Raw genomic sequence first — 16,092 nt, 5'->3', positions numbered from 1 at the left:
GCGGCGGGGTCGAAAAACCCCGCCACGGAACCGATCGTGCCGGACCCCGCGTCTTGGGGGGCGTGCAGCGTCATGGTTCAGACGGCGGCAGCGCCGTCACCCGCGTCCGTGTGGCAGGAGGTGTCCTCCTTGTCGCATACCTGGCGCTCGTCGCCTGGATCACGCTGCGACCGCTGGACGTTCCCTGGGTGAGCGCCGCCAACCTGAGGCCGTTCGCGGGCATCAGAGCCGACCTCGCGCTGGGCCCCGAGACGGCGATCCGCCGCCTCGCCGAGGGCCTCGGCCTGCTCGCCCCGCTGGGCGTCCTGCTCCCGATGGCGGGTGGCAGGCTCACCGTCTCCCCCCTCGGCTCCCTCCTGCGGACGATGACCGCGGGCGCGCTGCTCTCGCTGGGCATAGAGCTCCTGCAGACCGGTGTACCGGGCCAGGTCGTGGACATCGACTCGATCACCCTGAACACCTTCGGCGTGGCCCTCGCGCATCTCGCGATCGTGCCCGCGGCCAGGGTCGGCCTCCGTCGCAGGGCCGAGACGCGGCACCGCGCCGCCGTGCTCCGGGAGGACCCCGCTCAGGGTCGGACCCCGACGATTCCCAGGGTCGGGATCGCTCCGTAGAGCGACGCTTCGTCCGCTTCGTCCTCGTAGCGTTGAAGACATCGGTGAAGGCACCGATGAGAACGACGAAGCCGGCCCGGCCGGCACTCGACGACGGTTCGCGAAGGAGCCACCATGACCGCCCTTGCCCGCCCCACGAACGGCCGCATGATCGGCGGAGTCTGTGCTGCGCTGGCACGGCGCTTCGGCACCTCCGCGACCACGATGCGCGTCATCTTCCTCTTGTCCTGCCTGCTCCCCGGCCCGCAGTTCGTGCTCTACCTAGCGCTGTGGATCCTCTTCCCCTCCGAGGGCAAGGCCTCCCGCACCGCCTGGTGACCCGCGCGGACACGGCGGACGGACGACGGACGGCGAACGCCGGTGGGGCGCACCCGACGAGGGTGCGCCCCACCGGCGTTTCGTTCCAGCCGGCGCTCGTAAGGCCCGGAAGCCCCGTACTCGGACAGGCAGGGGCCTCGGTCCTACGGAGAGCCTCAGCCCAGCGGGATGCCGTTCAGCGGCAGGCCGTGCGTGGGCAGACCCTGCACCGGCAGCCCTCCGAGCAGTCCGGCGACGGGGGCGGCCGGCCCGTCGGCGAGCAGACGCGCGGCGGCGGGCTGGGCGGCGGCGACCCCCGTGCCGAGCGCGCCCTGGCCCTGGGCGAGCGCCTCACCGGCACCGGGGAGTGCCTTGGCGACGTTCTCGGCGGGCAGCGTCCTGGTGACGGTGTCCAGCGCCGAGGAGGCGTCCGGCACGGCCGGGGCGGCGTTCGCGGCGCCCGCGCCGGCAGCGGCGAAAGCGGCGCCGAGAGCGGCGACGCCGAGGGTCTTGGCAGCAGACTGCTTCATTATGAATGCGTCCTTGGGTGGGTGATATGGGGATGTGAGCGGTCCAAAACCGTAAACACGCAAACCCGCCCTCCGCAAACATCGAAAAGCGGCCGAGTCATGGAGATGAAGTGAAGACCCGGCCGCTTTCCACCCGCTCCGATCAGGCCTGATCTCCTACAGAACCGCTGGTCGAGACAGTCTGCTGGAACAGCCATTCGGACTTCAGTTCTGCATATCCGGGCTTGATCACGTCATTGATCATGGCCAGTCGTTCATCGAAAGGAATGAATGCTGACTTCATAGCATTGACCGAGAACCACTGCAGGTCGTCGAGCGAATAACCGAACGCCTCGACAAGGTGCTCGAATTCCTGACTCATGCTCGTTCCCGACATCAGCCGATTGTCCGTGTTCACGGTCGCGCGGAAGTGCAGGCGCCGCAGCAGCCCGATGGGGTGCGCGGCGTACGAGTCGGCGGCGCCGGTCTGGAGATTGGAACTGGGGCACAGCTCCAGCGGGATGCGCTTGTCACGGACGTACGACGCGAGCCGCCCGAGCTGCACCGAGCCGTCCTCCCGCACCTCGATGTCGTCGATGATGCGCACGCCGTGCCCGAGCCGGTCGGCGCCGCACCACTGGAGGGCCTGCCAGATGGACGGCAGGCCGAACGCCTCGCCGGCGTGGATCGTGAAGTGGTTGTTCTCGCGCTTGAGGTACTCGAAGGCGTCGAGGTGCCGGGTGGGCGGGAACCCGGCCTCGGCGCCCGCGATGTCGAAGCCGACGACGCCCAGATCGCGGTAGCGGTTGGCGAGTTCGGCGATCTCCAGGGCGCGGGCCGCGTGCCGCATCGCGGTGAGCAGGGCGCCGACCCGGATGCGGTGGCCGTTCTCCCGGGCCAGCCGTTCCCCGTCCCGGAAGCCCTCGTTGACCGCCTCGACGACCTCTTCGAGGCTGAGCCCGCCCTCCAGGTGCTGCTCGGGCGCGTACCGCACCTCGGCGTACACGACGCCGTCCTCGGCGAGGTCCTCGGCGCACTCGCGGGCGACCCGCACCAGCGCCTCGCGGGTCTGCATGACGGCGCAGGTGTGGGCGAAGGTCTCCAGGTACCGCTCCAGCGAACCGGAGTCGGCGGCCTCGCGGAACCAGAGCCCGAGCTTGCCGGGATCGGTCTCGGGGAGGTTGGAGTAGCCCGTTTCCCGGGCGAGTTCGACGATCGTGCCGGGGCGCAGTCCCCCGTCGAGATGGTCGTGCAGCAGGACCTTGGGCGCCCGGCGGATCTGTTCCGAGCTCGGGGTGTTCCGGATCTGGCTCGTCATTTTCGCACTCTAGCCCCTACGCGCGTAGATCTCCTGTTGTACGAATCCGTCGATACGTAACGGTGACCGTGCGGACGGGTGGCGTACACCCTTGCTTCTGACACTGTTCTGTCATGGCACAGCAAGCGACGCCGGTTCGCAGGGCCCGGCTGGGGAGGGCGCTCGGCCCTGAGCCGTCGGCGGTCAGTGGAGTTGTTCTGCTGCTGCCGGGCGGCGAGGAGACCTCGTCCCGCAGACCCTCCCCCATGATGGCGACCGCCTCCGTACGCGCGTTGGGACGCCGTCTGACCCGCGCGGGAAGCGCCGAAGGCCTGGTCGTCCACGTGGTGCACTACCGGGTCCGCGGCTGGAACGGCAGCGAGGCGCGTCTCGCGGCCGACGCGGCCTGGGCCGCGGACGAGATCGTCCGCCGCTACGGCGACGTCCCCGTGTGCCTGACCGGCATCGACATGGGCGGCCGGGCGGCGCTGCGCGCGGGCGGACACACGGCCGTCAACTCCGTGCTCGCGCTGGCACCCTGGCTGCCCGAGGAGGACGTCGCCGCGCCACCCGAACCGGTGAAACAGCTGGCCGGCCGGCGCGTGCTGATCGTGCACGGCACCAACGACCAGCGCACCGACCCGGAGTTGTCGTTCCGGTTCGCGGCGCGCGCCAAGAAGGCCAACCGCGGCATCTGCCGCTTCGAGGTCCACTCGGACGGGCACGCGCTGCACCAGCACCGGCACGAAGTCCTGGCCCTCGCACAGGACTTCGTGCTGGGCACGCTGTTCGGGCACGCCTTCTCCCGGCCGCTCGAGGACGCGTTCGCCGCGCCACCGCCACTGGGCCTGCGGATGCCTCTGGCAGCGGGCTTCGGACAGTCGCTGCGGCGGTAGCGGGCGCGGGGTCGGCCGAACGGCGGGCCACGGCGAGCGGCTCCGGTGGCGGGCTCTCCCCCGGCGGGCGGGGTCGACGGCGGTCGGGCAGCGGGTCGGTCAGGCGGCTGGCCTGCCTAGGCGGTCGGTCGGGCAGCGGGGCGGTCGGGCAGCGGGCCTGCCTACGACGGGCGGTCGGGCAGCGGGCCTGCCTACGGCGGTCAGTCGGGCAGGAGGTGGCCGCGTCGGGACAGCAGGAACTTCTTGAAGGCGGCCACCGGCGGGGTGTCCGGGTGGCCGTCCAGCCAGGCGACACCGATCTCGCGGACGGCGCGTGGGGCGGTGACCGTGAGCTCGACAACTCCCGGGCGGGCGACGGCCGGTGGCGGCAGCAGGGCGACCCCGAGCCCGGCGGCGACGAGACCCCGCAGCGTCTCCGCCTCCTCCCCCTCGAACGCGATGCGCGGTCGGAACCCCGCTTCCTGGCACAGGTCGTCGGTGATCCGGCGCATCCCGTAGCCCGGTTCCAGGGTCACGAAGGTCTCGTCCGCCGCCTCGGCGAGGCGGATGCGTTTGCGGGCGGCGAGCGGATGGTCGGCCGGCACGACCAGGCGGAGCTTCTGCTCGTCGAGGCGGCGGCCCACCAGATCGGGCGCGTCCGGCACCGGCGAGGTGAGGCACAGGTCCAACTCGCCCGAACGCAGCCGCTCCAGCATCGCCTCCCCGTAGTTCTGCACCAGGCTGAAGCGGACCCGCGGATGGTCGGCGCGGAAGGCGCGGATCAGCCCGGGCACCGTCTCCGAGCCCATGGTGTGCAGAAAGCCGAAGGCGACCTTGCCGGTGGCCGGGTCGGCGTCCGCGCGCACCGCGTCGGCGGCCCGCTCGATCTCGGCGAGGGCCCCCTCCACGGAAGAGAGGAAGGTGCGGCCCGCGGGGGTCAGCGACACCGTCCGGCCGCGGCGTGTGAACAGGTCCACGCCCAGGTCCTGTTCGAGCCGGACCATGGCCCTGGACAGCGTCGACTGCGGGACCTGCATCTGCTGCGCGGCCCGGGTGACGTGCTCGGTGCGGGCCACGCCGGCGAAGTACGCGAGGCGCGGGGCGAGCAACCTCGACATGTTCGCGCTGTCTTCTGTGTCACTGAACGGTGACAGGTGAGCTTCTGACCTCTGCTGATGCGCCATGGGAACGATTATGGCGATTCCATGCATTGGACGGATGAACGACGGGTCCTTAGGTTCGAGGCATGCCTTCCGCCAGTACCGAGGCGTCCACCACCGTGGGCGCCGCATCCTCCGTCCCTGTCACCGACTTCCGCATGGCCCCCGGCGGGCCCGGCTACCGCCGGATGAGCTTCGCCCTCTTCCTCGCGGGCGTCGCGACCTTCGCGCTCCTCTACTCCACCCAGGCCCTGCTCCCGCTGGTCTCCGCGGACTTCGGGGTGAGCGCGAGCGAGGCGAGCTGGACGGTGTCGGCCGCGACGGGCGGGCTGGCGCTCTTCGTCCTCCCGATGAGCGCCCTGTCGGAGCGTTTCGGACGGCGTACGTTGATGACGGCGTCCCTGGCCGTGGCGGTCACCGTCGGTCTCCTGGTCCCCTTCGCGCCGTCGATCGGCGCGCTGGTCGCGCTGCGGGCGGTGCAGGGCGCGGCGCTGGCGGGGCTTCCGGCGTCGGCCACGGCGTATCTGGCGGAGGAGGTCCGCCCCAAGGCCTTGATCACCGCGATCGGTCTGTTCGTCGCGGGCAACAGCGTCGGCGGGATGAGCGGGCGGGTCATCACCGGCTGGGTCGCGCAGGAGTGGGGCTGGCGGGTGGCCGTCGGCACCATCGGGCTGATCGCCGTGGGCTGCGCGGTGGCCTTCCGGCTGCTGCTCCCGCCGCCGCGGCACTTCGCACAGGGCTCGCTGCGGCCGCGGGTGCTGGCCCGCACGGTGCGCGGCCATCTCGCGAACCCGCTGCTGTGCCGGCTGTACGCGATCGGCGCGCTGTTCATGACGGTGTTCGGCGGGGTCTACACGGTCATCGGCTACCGCCTCGGCGAGGCGCCCTTCTCCCTCCCCCAGGGCATCGTGGGCTCGATCTTCCTGGTCTACCTGGTCGGTACGGTGTCGGCGTCGACGGCGGGCCGGCTGGTCGGCCGGGTCGGCCGCCGCGGCTCCCTCTATCTGGCGGGCGGCACCACGACCGCCGGTCTGCTCCTCTCCCTCGGGGACTCCTTGGCGCTGGTCCTGCTCGGCCTGGTCCTGATCACGGCCGGCTTCTTCGCGGGCCACGCGGTGGCGTCGTCGTCGGTGAGCCACACCGCGCGCGAGGGGCGGGCGCAGGCGTCGGCCCTCTACCAGTCCGCGTACTACGTCGGCTCCAGCGCCGGCAGCACGCTCGGCGCGGTCGCCTTCCACGCGGGGGGCTGGGCGGGCACGGTGACCATGGGGCTGCTCGCGGTTCTGGGCGTCGTCTCGATCACGCTGTTCGGCTCGCACGCGGCCCGCGCCGCCTCCCGCCGCGCGCCCGTCCTGGCGCACTGAGCCCGGAGCCCTCTCCGACACACCCCCTGTGACCTGCACCTTTCCCCGCTCCGCACGCCATTGTCAGTGGGCTGCGGTAGCTTCCGAAGTGCTGGCGCAACGACGCGCGGAACGGATCAGCCACAGGGGTGGGTTGGCTATGAGCGACGGTACGGCGACGACGGCAGACCTGGATGTCCGGCTGGAGAAGCACCGGGTCGAGCTGACCGGGTACTGCTACCGCATGCTCGGCTCGTCCTTCGAGGCCGAGGACGCGGTGCAGGACACGATGGTCCGCGCCTGGCGCAGCTACGACAAGTTCGAGGGCCGCTCCTCGATGCGGTCCTGGCTGTACCGGATCGCGACGAACGTATGCCTGGACATGCTCAACGCGGGCAACCGAAGGGCTCGTCCGATGGATCTCACGGCCCCCTCGCCGCTCGCCCAGGCGGCGCTCACCCCCCGCCCGGACAACACCTGGCTGGAGCCGATGCCCGACGCGCGTGTGCTGCCGCCCGCGGCCGGTGACCCGGCGGAGGCGGCGGTCGCCAAGGAGTCGGTGCGGCTCGCCTTCATGGCGGCCCTCCAGCAGCTGCCGCCCAAGCAGCGGGCGGTGCTCATCCTGCGCGAGGTGCTCGCGTGGCGGGCGAGCGAGGTCGCCGAGCTGCTCGGCACCACGGTCGCGTCGGTCAACAGCGCGCTCCAGCGGGCCCGCGCCACCCTCGCCGAGAGGGAGGGAGCGGGCGCGGAGGCCGCCACCTCGGACCCGCTCGACGAGGATCAGCAGAAGCTCCTGGAGCGGTATGTGGCGGCGTTCGAGGGGTACGACATGACGGCCCTGACGGCGCTCCTGCACGAGGACGCGATCATGACGATGCCGCCGTTCGACCTGTGGCTGCGCGGCACGGACGACATCACCGGCTTCATGACGACGCTGGGCGCCGCCTGCGCCGGATCGCGCCTGATCCCGGTCGAGGTCAACGGCCTGCCGGGCTTCGCCCAGTACAAGCCGGACGAGGTAGCGGGCGGCTACACGCCCTGGGCGGTGCAGGCGCTGGAGATCTCAAAGGGCCGTATCACCGGGTTCCACTGTTTCCTGGACACGGCCCGCTGGTTCCCGCTCTTCGGGCTCCCCCTCCACCTCGACGGACCCGAAGGAGCCGAAGGCACCGGAGCGGCCGGCGCTCACGGAGTCGCGGGAGCCGGAGCTGTCGGAGGTCTCGAAGCGGAGGCCGACCAGGTCGAGTAGGGCGCGCAGGGCCGGGTCCGGGTCGCGCAGGCGTATCCGGCCTCCGGCCCGGCGGGCCGCCAGCTCCAGTCTCGCCAGGGCGTCGACGGCGGTGAGGCCGGGCGGTCCGAGGCCTCCGACATCGCAGACCACGACCCCGGCCCCGGTCACCTCGAGGAGTGCGCGGACGTCGTCGCAGAGCCGGGGCACCTCGTCGCGGGTGACGAGTCCTGGCAGCACGAGTACGGCGGGTGTCGCGGAATCCACAGTCAGTAGACCGTCCGCGGGCACGGAACTCATCGCGGGCGGCGCAGAGGATCACATTGACCTGCGCCCGCTCCGCCCCGTTGGGTTGGATGCATGCCCCATGAATCAGTTCCGCCCGCGATACCCGACGGCCTCCTCTCCGCCGAGGAGGCGCCGTGCAAGGGGTGCTGACGGGCTTCGCGGTCATCGCCGTCGTCATCGGCGTCGGGTACGTCATCGGACGGCGCGGCCACCTCGGGGACAACGGGCGGGAGGTGCTGACGAAGCTCGCCTTCCACGTGGCGTCGCCCGCACTGCTGTTCACGACGCTCGCGCAGGCCGACCTGTCGGTCATCTTCTCCAGCCGGCTGCTGGTCACGGCGATGAGTACCGCCGCGGCGGCCGGCGTGTTCGTCGCGGTGGGGGCCGTACGCCGCTGGGGCCTCGGCCGGACGACGATCGGCGCGCTCTGCTCCAGTTACGTCAACTCCGGCAACCTCGGTATCCCGATCGCCGTGTACGTGCTGGGCGACGCCTCGCTGGTGGCACCCGTGCTGCTGTTCCAGCAGATCATGGTCACGCCGATCGCCCTGACCGTCCTCGACCTGTCCGGGGCGGGCGAGAAGGGTCCGCTGTGGCGGCGGCTGATCACACCGCTGCGCAATCCCATCGCGGTCGGCTCGCTGAGCGGCGTCGCGGTGTCGGCGGCCGGCCTGACCGTGCCCGGTCCGATCCTCGATCCGCTTCAGCTGATCGGCGGCATGTCGGTGCCCGCGGTGCTGCTGGCGTTCGGGATCTCGCTGTGCGGCAGCAGCCTGCCGGGCCGCGGCTCGGACCGGGGTCCGGTGCTGCTGTCCGTCGTGCTGAAGTCGGTGGGCCAGCCGCTGGCCGCCTGGGCGCTGGCCGTCGGCGTGTTCGGTCTGCGCGGCGCGCCGCTGCTCGACGTGGTGGTCACCTCGGCCCTGCCCGCCGCGCAGAACCTGTTCACGTACGCCTCGCGCTACCGGGTCGGTGAGGCCCTGGCCCGCGAGTCGATCCTGCTCTCCACGATCCTGGCCGTGCCGGTGCTCGTGGTCGTCGCGGCCGTGCTCGGGTGAGACGCGAGGGGGGACCGGCGCGAGTGCGGCGGTCCCCCCTCGCGGAGCGGAGCGGGCGTGACGATCAGGCGATCCGGTCCAGCACGATCGGCGTGGCCTTGAAGTCCGTACCCGCCGCGGCGATGTCGTACGAACCCTCGACCCCCTGGAGCGCGTACGCGAAGCGCTCCGGGGTGTCCGTGTGGAGGGTCATGAGGGGCTGGCCCGCCGTCACCGTGTCGCCCGGCTTGGCGTGCAGCTCGACACCGGCGCCGGCCTGCACCGGGTCCTCCTTGCGGGCGCGTCCGGCGCCCAGGCGCCAGGCGGCGATGCCGATGTCGTACGCGTCCAGGCGGGTCAGCACACCGGAGGCCGGGGCGCTGACGACATGCGTCTCGCGCGCGGTGGGCAGCTCGGCGTCCGGGTCGCCGCCCTGAGCGGCGATCATGCGGCGCCACACGTCCATCGCGGAGCCGTCGGCGAGCGCCTTCGCCGGGTCGGCGTCCTTGATTCCGGCCGCGTCGAGCATCTCGCGCGCCAGGGCGATGGTGAGCTCGACGACGTCGGCGGGGCCGCCGCCGGCGAGGACCTCCACGGACTCGCGGACCTCGAGCGCGTTGCCCGCGGTCAGGCCGAGCGGCGTCGACATGTCGGTGAGGAGCGCGACGGTCTTCACCCCGTGGTCGGTGCCGAGGCCCACCATCGTGGAGGCCAGCTCGCGGGCGTCCTCGATGGTCTTCATGAAGGCGCCGGAGCCGACCTTCACGTCCAGGACCAGCGAGCCCGTGCCCTCGGCGATCTTCTTGGACATGATCGAGGAGGCGATGAGCGGGATCGCCTCGACCGTGCCGGTGACGTCGCGGAGCGCGTAGAGCTTCTTGTCGGCCGGGGCGAGGCCGTCACCGGCCGCGCAGATGACCGCGCCCGTGGTGTCGAGGACGTGCAGCATCTCCTCGTTGGACAGCAGCGCGCGCCAGCCGGGGATCGACTCCAGCTTGTCCAGGGTGCCGCCGGTGTGGCCGAGGCCGCGCCCGGACAGCTGCGGCACCGCGGCACCACACGCGGCGACCAGCGGGGCCAGCGGGAGGGTGATCTTGTCGCCGACGCCGCCCGTGGAGTGCTTGTCCGCGGTCGGGCGGGACAGGGACGAGAACTCCATGCGCTCGCCCGAGGCGATCATCGCGGCCGTCCAGCGGGCGATCTCACGGCGGTTCATGCCGTTGAGCAGGATCGCCATGTTGAGGGCGGCCATCTGGTAGTCGGCGACCTCGCCACGGGTGTACGCGTCGATGACCCAGTCGATCTGCGGATCGCTGAGTTCGGCGCGGTCCCGCTTGGTGCGGATGACGGAGACGGCGTCCATGGCCATGGCGTTCCTTCCGAAAAGATGAGCGGCCCCTCCCTGGGATCAGTCGATCAGGAGGGGCCGCGGGGCATTACTTGGTGAGATGACCGGGGCCGAAGGCCTGCGGGAGCATCTCGGAGAGCGGCACGATTCCGGCCGGGGTCTCCAGGAGCAGTTCGGGCCCGCCGAACTCGAAGAGCAGCTGCCGGCAGCGACCGCACGGGACGAGGATCTCGCCCCGCCCGTCGACGCAGGTGAAGTGCGTCAGCCGGCCGCCGCCGGTGGTGTGCAGCTCGGCGACCAGACCGCACTCGGCGCACAGGCCGAGGCCGTAGGAGGCGTTCTCGACATTGCAGCCGGAGATGATGCGGCCGTCGTCGACGCGGGCGGCGGCGCCGACCGGGTAGCCCGAGTAGGGGGCGTACGCGCGGGACATCGCCGTACAGGCCACCTCCCGCAGCTCTTCCCAGTCGACGCCCGCGGGCTCCGCGCCGGATGTCACTTGCCCTGTCCCTTCCGGTACGGCAGACCGTCCGCCTTCGGCATGCGCAGGCGCTGTGCCGAGAGCGAGAGGACGAGCAGGGTGATGACGTACGGCGTGGCGGAGACGATCTGGCTGGGCACCTCGTCGGTCATGGCGTACCAGAGGAACACGAGGACGCCGATGACCAGGGTGATGACGGCGGACACGTACTTCTTCTTGACCACGAGCCAGATCGCGCCGATGGCGAGCAGGATGGCGCCGAGCAGCAGCAGGGCGTGGACGTTCTCCGAGCCGCCGCGCAGGTTGAGGCTGTCGGTGTAGCCGAACAGGACCGCGCCGAGGGCGAGCCCGCCGGGCATCCAGTTGCCGAAGATCATCGCGGCGAGACCGATGTAGCCGCGGCCGGCGGTCTGGCCCTCCAGGTAGAAGGGGTTGGCGACGATGGAGAGGAAGACACCGCCGAGACCGGCCAGACCACCGGAGATGATCACGGCGATGTACTTGTACTTGTAGACGTTCACGCCGAGCGACTCGGCCGCGATCGGGTTCTCGCCGCAGGACCGCAGGCGCAGACCGAACGAGGTGCGCCACAGGATCCACCAGGTGGCGGGGATCAGCGCGATGGCGATCAGGGTCAGCCAGGAGACGTCGGTGACCAGGCCGCCGAGCAGACCCGCGATGTCCGAGACGAAGAACCAGCCCTTGGAGTTCAGGGTGGTGAGCCAGTCGGAGAGCCCTGGCACGGTGAACTGGCCGAGCGACTCGACCGGCGGGGACTGCTTGGCCGAGCCGCCCGGGACGCCCTCGAAGGCGAGCGGGGAGAGATAGCGGGTGGCACCGAGCGCCAGGATGTTGATGGCCACACCGGAGACGATGTGGTTGACGTTGAAGGTGACCGTCATGACCGCGTGCAGCAGACCGCCGACGGCGCCGCCGATGACGCCGATCAGGATGCCGGTCCACGGGCCCCACTGGTAACCGGCCCAGGCGCCGAACCAGGTGCCGAGGATCATCATGCCTTCGAGGCCGATGTTGACGACGCCCGAGCGCTCGGCCCACAGACCACCCAGACCGGCGAGGCCGATCGGGACGGCCAGTTCCAGCGCGGTGGACATCTGGCTGACGTTGGTGATGCCGTCGGCGCCGGTGATCATGCGGACGATCGAGGTCAGCGCCAGGCCGCCCGCGATCACCAGCAGGAGGACGGGAAGCGACATCCGGCGGCTGCGGGGAGCCGGGGGCTGCAGCGTGGGCTGGTTGACGTCGGTTGCGGTGGTCATCGGCCAGCCACCTCCTTCTTGGTGTTGTCGGTGGCGCCGAGGACGTGGCCCGCGGCGAGTTCCGCGCCGACGCGGCGCTGCTGGCGGCGCAGACCCCACTCGCGGACGGCCTCGTACGAGACGACGACCGCGATCACGATCAGGCCCTGCATGATGACCGCGATCTCCTTGTCGTACCCGTGGAAGTCGAGCTCGGGCGAGGCCTTGTCCAGCCAGGCCCACAGCAGGGCCGCGAAGGCGATGCCCACGGGGCTGTTGCGGCCGAGCAGGGCGATACCGATACCGAGGAAGCCGATGCCGGTCGGGAAGTTCAGGCTGTAGGTGTGGGTGTCGCCGAGCAGGATCGGCAGACCCGCGAGACCGGCGATGCCACCGGAGAGCAGCATCGCGGTGAGCACCATGCGCTTGGGGTCGACACCGCTGGCCGAGGCGGCGGACTCGGAGGCGCCGGAGGCGCGCAGGTCGAAGCCGAAGCGGGTGCGGTTGAGGACGATCCAGTAACCGATGCCGAGGACCACCGCGAGGATGACCAGACCGTAGATCTCGCCCGAATCGCCCATGTCGAAGCCGGGAACCCAGCCGGACTTGTGCATCTCGCCGGTGGTGTTGTTGTTGCCGAGCTTGACGCCGAAGACGTCGGGCAGCCACAGGTAGGAGATGACGGAGACCGCGATCGCGTTGAGCATGATCGTCGCGACGACCTCGCTGACCCCGCGGGTGACCTTGAGGACACCGGCGATACCGGCCCAGAGGGCGCCGGTGCAGATGGCGGTCACCATGAGCAGCGGGACCTGGAGCGCGGCCGGCAGCGCGACGTGCGCGCCGACGATCGCGGCCATCATGGCGGCGAGCTGGTACTGGCCGTCCACACCGATGTTGAACAGGTTCATCCGGAAGCCGATGGCCACCGCCAGCGCCGCGATGTAGTACAGCGAGGCCTGGTTGATGATCAGGACCTGGATGTCGGAGTACGTCGCCTGCTGGAACATCAGCGTGTACGGCTCGAACGGGTTCTGGCCCGAGGCGAGCAGCACGACCGAGGTCAGCGCCACGGCGACGACGAGCGCGATGACCGGTCCGGCCACCCCGAGGAGCAGGCGCTCCTTGTCGAACTTCTTCATCAGCGGGCCTCGTCTTCCGGGGCGTCTGCCGGGTTCTCGGCGGGCTCTTCGAGCTCGGCCTGTTCGGCGAGCTCCTCGTTCTCCAGGTGTCCGGAGGCGGCGCCGGTCATGGCCGAGCCGAGTTCCTCCGGGGTGATGGTGGCCGGGTCCGCGTCCGCGACCAGCTTGCCGTTGTAGATCACCCGGAGCGTGTCGGACAGGCCGATCAGCTCGTCCAGGTCCGCGGAGATCAGCAGGACGGCGAGTCCTTCGCGGCGCGCCGCCCGGATCTGGTCCCAGATCTGCGCCTGCGCGCCGACGTCCACACCACGGGTGGGGTGGGCGGCGATCAGGAACTTCGGCTTGTGGCTCATCTCGCGGCCGACGATCAGCTTCTGCTGGTTGCCGCCGGACAGGGAGGCCGCGGTGACGTCGATGCCGGGGGTGCGCACGTCGTACTCCTCGACGATGCGGCGGGTGTCCTGCTGGGCGCCCTTGATGTCGATCCAGATGCCCTTGGCGTTGGGCGTCTCGGTGACATGGCCGAGGATGCGGTTCTCCCAGAGGGGGGCTTCCAGGAGGAGGCCGTGGCGGTGCCGGTCCTCGGGGATGTAGCCGATGCCGCCCTCGCGGCGCTTGCGCGTGGACAGGCCGGTGATGTCCTCGCCCGCGAAGCGGATGACACCGGAGTCGGCGCCCTTGAGGCCGATCAGCGCGTCGATGAGTTCGGTCTGGCCGTTGCCCTCGACACCGGCGATACCCATCACCTCACCGGCGTGGATGGTGAAGGAGACATGGTCGAGCACGAGCCGGACGGCACCGCGCGCCACCTCGTCCATGAGCAGGCTCGCCGAGCTCTTGCCCATCGACACCGAGCCCTTGGCGAAGACCGTCAGGTCCTCGACCTCGATCACGGCCCGGTCGGTGACCGTCGATTCGGACGTCTCCGGCGTCGGCAGTTCGCTGCCGACCATCAGCTCGGCGAGCTGGCGCGGGGTCGTCTCGGACGGAACGGCGGTACCGACCGTCGTGCCGCGCCGGATGACCGTGATGTCGTCGGCGACCGAGAGGACCTCGCCCAGCTTGTGCGAGATGAAGATGACCGACAGGCCCTCGGCCTTGAGTTCGCGCAGGTTGTCGAAGAGCGAGTCGACCTCCTGCGGCACGAGGACGGCGGTGGGCTCGTCCAGGATCAGGATGCGGGCGCCGCGGTAGAGGACCTTGAGGATCTCCACGCGCTGCCGGTCGGCGACGCCGAGCTCCTCGACCAGGACGTCGGGACGGACCCCGAGGCCGTAGCGCTCGGAGAGCTCCACGATCTTGCGCCGGGCCTTCGCGCCGATGCCGTACAGCTTCTCGCTGCCCAGGACGACGTTCTCCAGGACGGTGAGGTTGTCGGCCAGCATGAAGTGCTGGTGGACCATGCCGATGCCGCGGGCGATGGCGTCGGCGGGGGACGAGAAGGTGGCCTGCTCGCCGTCGACGGCGATGGTGCCCTCGTCCGGCTTCTGCATGCCGTAGAGGATCTTCATCAGCGTCGACTTGCCGGCGCCGTTCTCGCCGACGAGGGCGTGCACGGTGCCCTTGCGGACGCTGAGGTGGATGTCGTGGTTGGCCACGACGCCAGGGAATCGCTTCGTGATCCCGGCGAGTTCGACAGCGGTCGCCTGACCGTTGACCGCGCCGGCCGGAGGGCTGCTGGACGCGTTGATGGCGCACTCTCCTGAGGGAAAGGGGGTCGTCTACGCGCGTAGCGCCCCTACGGCAACGAAAGGGGCCACGCGCCGCGAGAACGGGATACGGGGAGCCAGACTCCTCGTATCCCGTTGAGCGGACGTAACCCCGCGGTTACCAAGCGACTCCGGGGCAGAACAGGCACCCCTCCGTGCCGGACGGCACAGAGACGTACCCGAACTTCCCCGGGACCGCATTGGCTGCTCCTGAGGTACTGCTCGTCAGCTGGTCTTGACCTTGATCGCACCGCTGATGATCTTCTCCTGGGCGGCCTTGACGGCGTCCTGGATCGCGGTGTTGTTCTTGAACTCCGGGTTGGAGTCGGCCAGGCCGACCTCACCGGACTTCAGATCGCCCCGAACGATACCGGTCGCGGGCTTGCCGTCCTCGACCGACTTCGCCAGGTTGTAGACCGCCTTGGCGACATCCTTGGTGGCGGAGGTCAGGATCGAGTCCTTGTACTTCGCCAGCGCCTCCTGCTGGTACTGGTCGGAGTCGACACCGATGGCCAGCACGTTCTTGGCGGCGGCGGCCTCGATGACACCCTGACCGGACAGACCGGCCGCGGCGTAGACGACGTCGGCCTTCTTCTCGATCTGGCCCTCGGCGGCCGTCTTGCCCTTGTCGGGGCTGGAGAAGCCACCCTCCTGGGCGGTCTGCGTCAGGTACTGCGAAAGGACCTTGACGCCGGGCTTGGTGTCCTTGACGCCCTGCTCGAAGCCCGCCTCGAACTTGTGGATCAGCGGAACGTCCACGCCGCCCACGAAGCCGACGACGTTGCTCTTGGTGGCCTTGGCGGCGGTGACGCCGGCGAGGTAGGAGGCCTCCTGCTCGGAGAAGACCAGGTCCGCGACGTTCTTCGCCTCGACGGTGGAGTCGTCGACGATGCCGAAGGTGGTCTTCGGGAACTTCGCCGCAGCGGCCTTGACGGCCGGGCCGTAGGCGTAACCGATGCCGATGACCGGGTTGAAGCCCTGCTTGGCCAGCGAGACCAGGCGCTGCTCCTTGTCCGCGTCCGTCTCACCGTCGGTGGGCTCGACGTCGGCGGTGTCGTACTTGAACTCGCCCTTGGCCTTCTTCAGGCCCTCGAACGCCGCGTCGTTGAACGACTGGTCGCCCTTGCCGCCGACGTCGTACGCGATGGCGAGGCCCTTGTCACCCTTCGCGTCCGACGAGGACGAGCTGGAGGTCGAGGTGCCGCCGCAGGCGGACAGAGCGAGGGCGAGAGAGGCGGTCGCAGTGCCTGCGAGCGCGATGCGGGTAACCCGGCGCATGTGTTGTTGCTCCTGTCGTACAGCGCCTGACGGTTCAGCTTCGGCGCTGGCTTCGCCGCAGATTAACGCGCGTAGACCAACTAGAAAACCCCTTCTGTCCACCTTGTTATCCGGCTGTGCCCGACGCCACTCGCCGTCGGGCCCGGCAGGTGCCGATCGCAAAGGAACCGTGGCGGTGGGTGACCCCGGAAACGGACAGCGGAACGGGCGGGCACCTGGGGCGCCCGCCC

At 70.5% G+C, this 16,092-nt stretch carries 15 protein-coding genes and 1 pseudogene; 6 read left to right on the top strand and 10 right to left on the bottom strand.

Features of this window, described 5'->3' with window-relative positions; all coding sequences use genetic code 11:
* Positions 1 to 62: 62 nt before the first annotated feature.
* Positions 63 to 614, top strand: coding sequence for a VanZ family protein (locus OG788_RS28090; protein WP_351550904.1), 552 nt, complete (start codon positions 63 to 65; stop codon positions 612 to 614).
* A 114-nt stretch (positions 615 to 728) separates the two neighbouring features.
* Positions 729 to 932, top strand: coding sequence for a PspC domain-containing protein (locus tag OG788_RS28085; RefSeq protein ID WP_406374238.1), 204 nt, complete (start codon positions 729 to 731; stop codon positions 930 to 932).
* A 155-nt stretch (positions 933 to 1,087) separates the two neighbouring features.
* On the opposite strand, the gene OG788_RS28080 is transcribed toward OG788_RS28085, so the two are convergent.
* Both OG788_RS28080 and OG788_RS28075 read right to left on the bottom strand, forming a co-directional pair.
* A complete protein-coding gene (locus OG788_RS28080) occupies positions 1,088 to 1,441 on the bottom strand; it encodes an ATP-binding protein (protein ID WP_351550894.1) in 354 nt (117 codons plus the stop codon).
* 142 nt (positions 1,442 to 1,583) lie between these two features.
* On the bottom strand, positions 1,584 to 2,738 hold the full coding sequence (locus tag OG788_RS28075) for an adenosine deaminase (protein WP_406374236.1): 1,155 nt from the start codon (positions 2,736 to 2,738) through the stop codon (positions 1,584 to 1,586).
* A 113-nt stretch (positions 2,739 to 2,851) separates the two neighbouring features.
* Between OG788_RS28075 and OG788_RS28070 the strand changes: the two genes are divergently transcribed.
* A complete protein-coding gene (locus OG788_RS28070; RefSeq protein ID WP_406374234.1) occupies positions 2,852 to 3,613 on the top strand; it encodes an alpha/beta hydrolase in 762 nt (253 codons plus the stop codon).
* Between the two features lie 200 nt (positions 3,614 to 3,813).
* On the opposite strand, the gene OG788_RS28065 is transcribed toward OG788_RS28070, so the two are convergent.
* Positions 3,814 to 4,776 carry a LysR family transcriptional regulator gene (locus tag OG788_RS28065; RefSeq protein ID WP_406374232.1) on the bottom strand — a complete coding sequence of 321 codons (963 nt, stop codon included), beginning with the start codon at positions 4,774 to 4,776 and terminating at the stop codon, positions 3,814 to 3,816.
* A gap of 62 nt (positions 4,777 to 4,838) precedes the next feature.
* Between OG788_RS28065 and OG788_RS28060 the strand changes: the two genes are divergently transcribed.
* Together OG788_RS28060 and OG788_RS28055 are read left to right on the top strand one after the other, a co-directional pair.
* On the top strand, positions 4,839 to 6,116 hold the full coding sequence (locus tag OG788_RS28060) for an MFS transporter (RefSeq protein ID WP_406374230.1): 1,278 nt from the start codon (positions 4,839 to 4,841) through the stop codon (positions 6,114 to 6,116).
* 139 nt (positions 6,117 to 6,255) lie between these two features.
* Positions 6,256 to 7,344: a sigma-70 family RNA polymerase sigma factor gene (locus tag OG788_RS28055; protein ID WP_406374228.1), complete on the top strand. Its 1,089-nt coding sequence runs from the start codon at positions 6,256 to 6,258 to the stop codon at positions 7,342 to 7,344.
* 39 nt (positions 7,345 to 7,383) lie between these two features.
* Here the strand turns inward: OG788_RS28055 and OG788_RS28050 are convergent.
* A pseudogene (locus OG788_RS28050) lies at positions 7,384 to 7,623 on the bottom strand (hypothetical protein); the annotation flags it as partial.
* 122 nt (positions 7,624 to 7,745) lie between these two features.
* On the opposite strand from OG788_RS28050, the gene OG788_RS28045 reads away from it, so the two are divergent.
* A complete protein-coding gene (locus OG788_RS28045; RefSeq protein ID WP_406374226.1) occupies positions 7,746 to 8,666 on the top strand; it encodes an AEC family transporter in 921 nt (306 codons plus the stop codon).
* 64 nt (positions 8,667 to 8,730) lie between these two features.
* On the opposite strand, the gene OG788_RS28040 is transcribed toward OG788_RS28045, so the two are convergent.
* The 6 genes from OG788_RS28040 to OG788_RS28015 form a co-directional block, all read right to left on the bottom strand.
* Entirely contained in the window at positions 8,731 to 10,014 is a 1,284-nt protein-coding gene (locus tag OG788_RS28040; protein WP_351550873.1) for a thymidine phosphorylase, read from the bottom strand.
* A gap of 67 nt (positions 10,015 to 10,081) precedes the next feature.
* Positions 10,082 to 10,492, bottom strand: a complete 411-nt coding sequence (locus OG788_RS28035; protein WP_406374224.1) for a cytidine deaminase — start codon at positions 10,490 to 10,492, stop codon at positions 10,082 to 10,084.
* Positions 10,489 to 11,754, bottom strand: coding sequence for an ABC transporter permease (locus tag OG788_RS28030; protein ID WP_351550867.1), 1,266 nt, complete (start codon positions 11,752 to 11,754; stop codon positions 10,489 to 10,491). Before OG788_RS28030 ends, OG788_RS28035 begins: the two co-directional genes overlap by 4 nt.
* Positions 11,751 to 12,875 (bottom strand): ABC transporter permease, encoded by a 1,125-nt coding sequence (locus OG788_RS28025; protein WP_351550864.1) that lies wholly within the window; start codon positions 12,873 to 12,875, stop codon positions 11,751 to 11,753. The genes OG788_RS28030 and OG788_RS28025 overlap by 4 nt, the downstream gene beginning before the upstream one ends.
* A complete protein-coding gene (locus tag OG788_RS28020; protein ID WP_406376869.1) occupies positions 12,875 to 14,566 on the bottom strand; it encodes an ABC transporter ATP-binding protein in 1,692 nt (563 codons plus the stop codon). The genes OG788_RS28025 and OG788_RS28020 overlap by 1 nt, the downstream gene beginning before the upstream one ends.
* A gap of 243 nt (positions 14,567 to 14,809) precedes the next feature.
* Positions 14,810 to 15,862 carry a BMP family ABC transporter substrate-binding protein gene (locus OG788_RS28015; RefSeq protein WP_351550859.1) on the bottom strand — a complete coding sequence of 351 codons (1,053 nt, stop codon included), beginning with the start codon at positions 15,860 to 15,862 and terminating at the stop codon, positions 14,810 to 14,812.
* Between the last annotated feature and the right edge of the window lie 230 nt (positions 15,863 to 16,092).

Source organism: Streptomyces sp. NBC_00647, assembly GCF_045207245.1.
Taxonomy (GTDB): domain Bacteria; phylum Actinomycetota; class Actinomycetes; order Streptomycetales; family Streptomycetaceae; genus Streptomyces.
Note: the sequence above shows the minus strand (reverse complement) of the source record. Positions and strands in the feature narration are given on the sequence as shown.

What these genes read in the sequence shown, in the direction of transcription:
- OG788_RS28015 (WP_351550859.1), bottom strand. Translation starts at nt 15,862, where the DNA reads ATGCGCCGGGTTACCCGCATCGCGCTCGCAGGCACTGCGACCGCCTCT.
- OG788_RS28040 (WP_351550873.1), bottom strand. Translation starts at nt 10,014, where the DNA reads ATGGCCATGGACGCCGTCTCCGTCATCCGCACCAAGCGGGACCGCGCC.
- OG788_RS28060 (WP_406374230.1), top strand. Translation starts at nt 4,839, where the DNA reads ATGCCTTCCGCCAGTACCGAGGCGTCCACCACCGTGGGCGCCGCATCC.
- OG788_RS28065 (WP_406374232.1), bottom strand. Translation starts at nt 4,776, where the DNA reads ATGGCGCATCAGCAGAGGTCAGAAGCTCACCTGTCACCGTTCAGTGAC.
- OG788_RS28070 (WP_406374234.1), top strand. Translation starts at nt 2,852, where the DNA reads ATGGCACAGCAAGCGACGCCGGTTCGCAGGGCCCGGCTGGGGAGGGCG.
- OG788_RS28055 (WP_406374228.1), top strand. Translation starts at nt 6,256, where the DNA reads ATGAGCGACGGTACGGCGACGACGGCAGACCTGGATGTCCGGCTGGAG.
- OG788_RS28080 (WP_351550894.1), bottom strand. Translation starts at nt 1,441, where the DNA reads ATGAAGCAGTCTGCTGCCAAGACCCTCGGCGTCGCCGCTCTCGGCGCC.
- OG788_RS28085 (WP_406374238.1), top strand. Translation starts at nt 729, where the DNA reads ATGACCGCCCTTGCCCGCCCCACGAACGGCCGCATGATCGGCGGAGTC.
- OG788_RS28075 (WP_406374236.1), bottom strand. Translation starts at nt 2,738, where the DNA reads ATGACGAGCCAGATCCGGAACACCCCGAGCTCGGAACAGATCCGCCGG.
- OG788_RS28030 (WP_351550867.1), bottom strand. Translation starts at nt 11,754, where the DNA reads ATGACCACCGCAACCGACGTCAACCAGCCCACGCTGCAGCCCCCGGCT.
- OG788_RS28025 (WP_351550864.1), bottom strand. Translation starts at nt 12,875, where the DNA reads ATGAAGAAGTTCGACAAGGAGCGCCTGCTCCTCGGGGTGGCCGGACCG.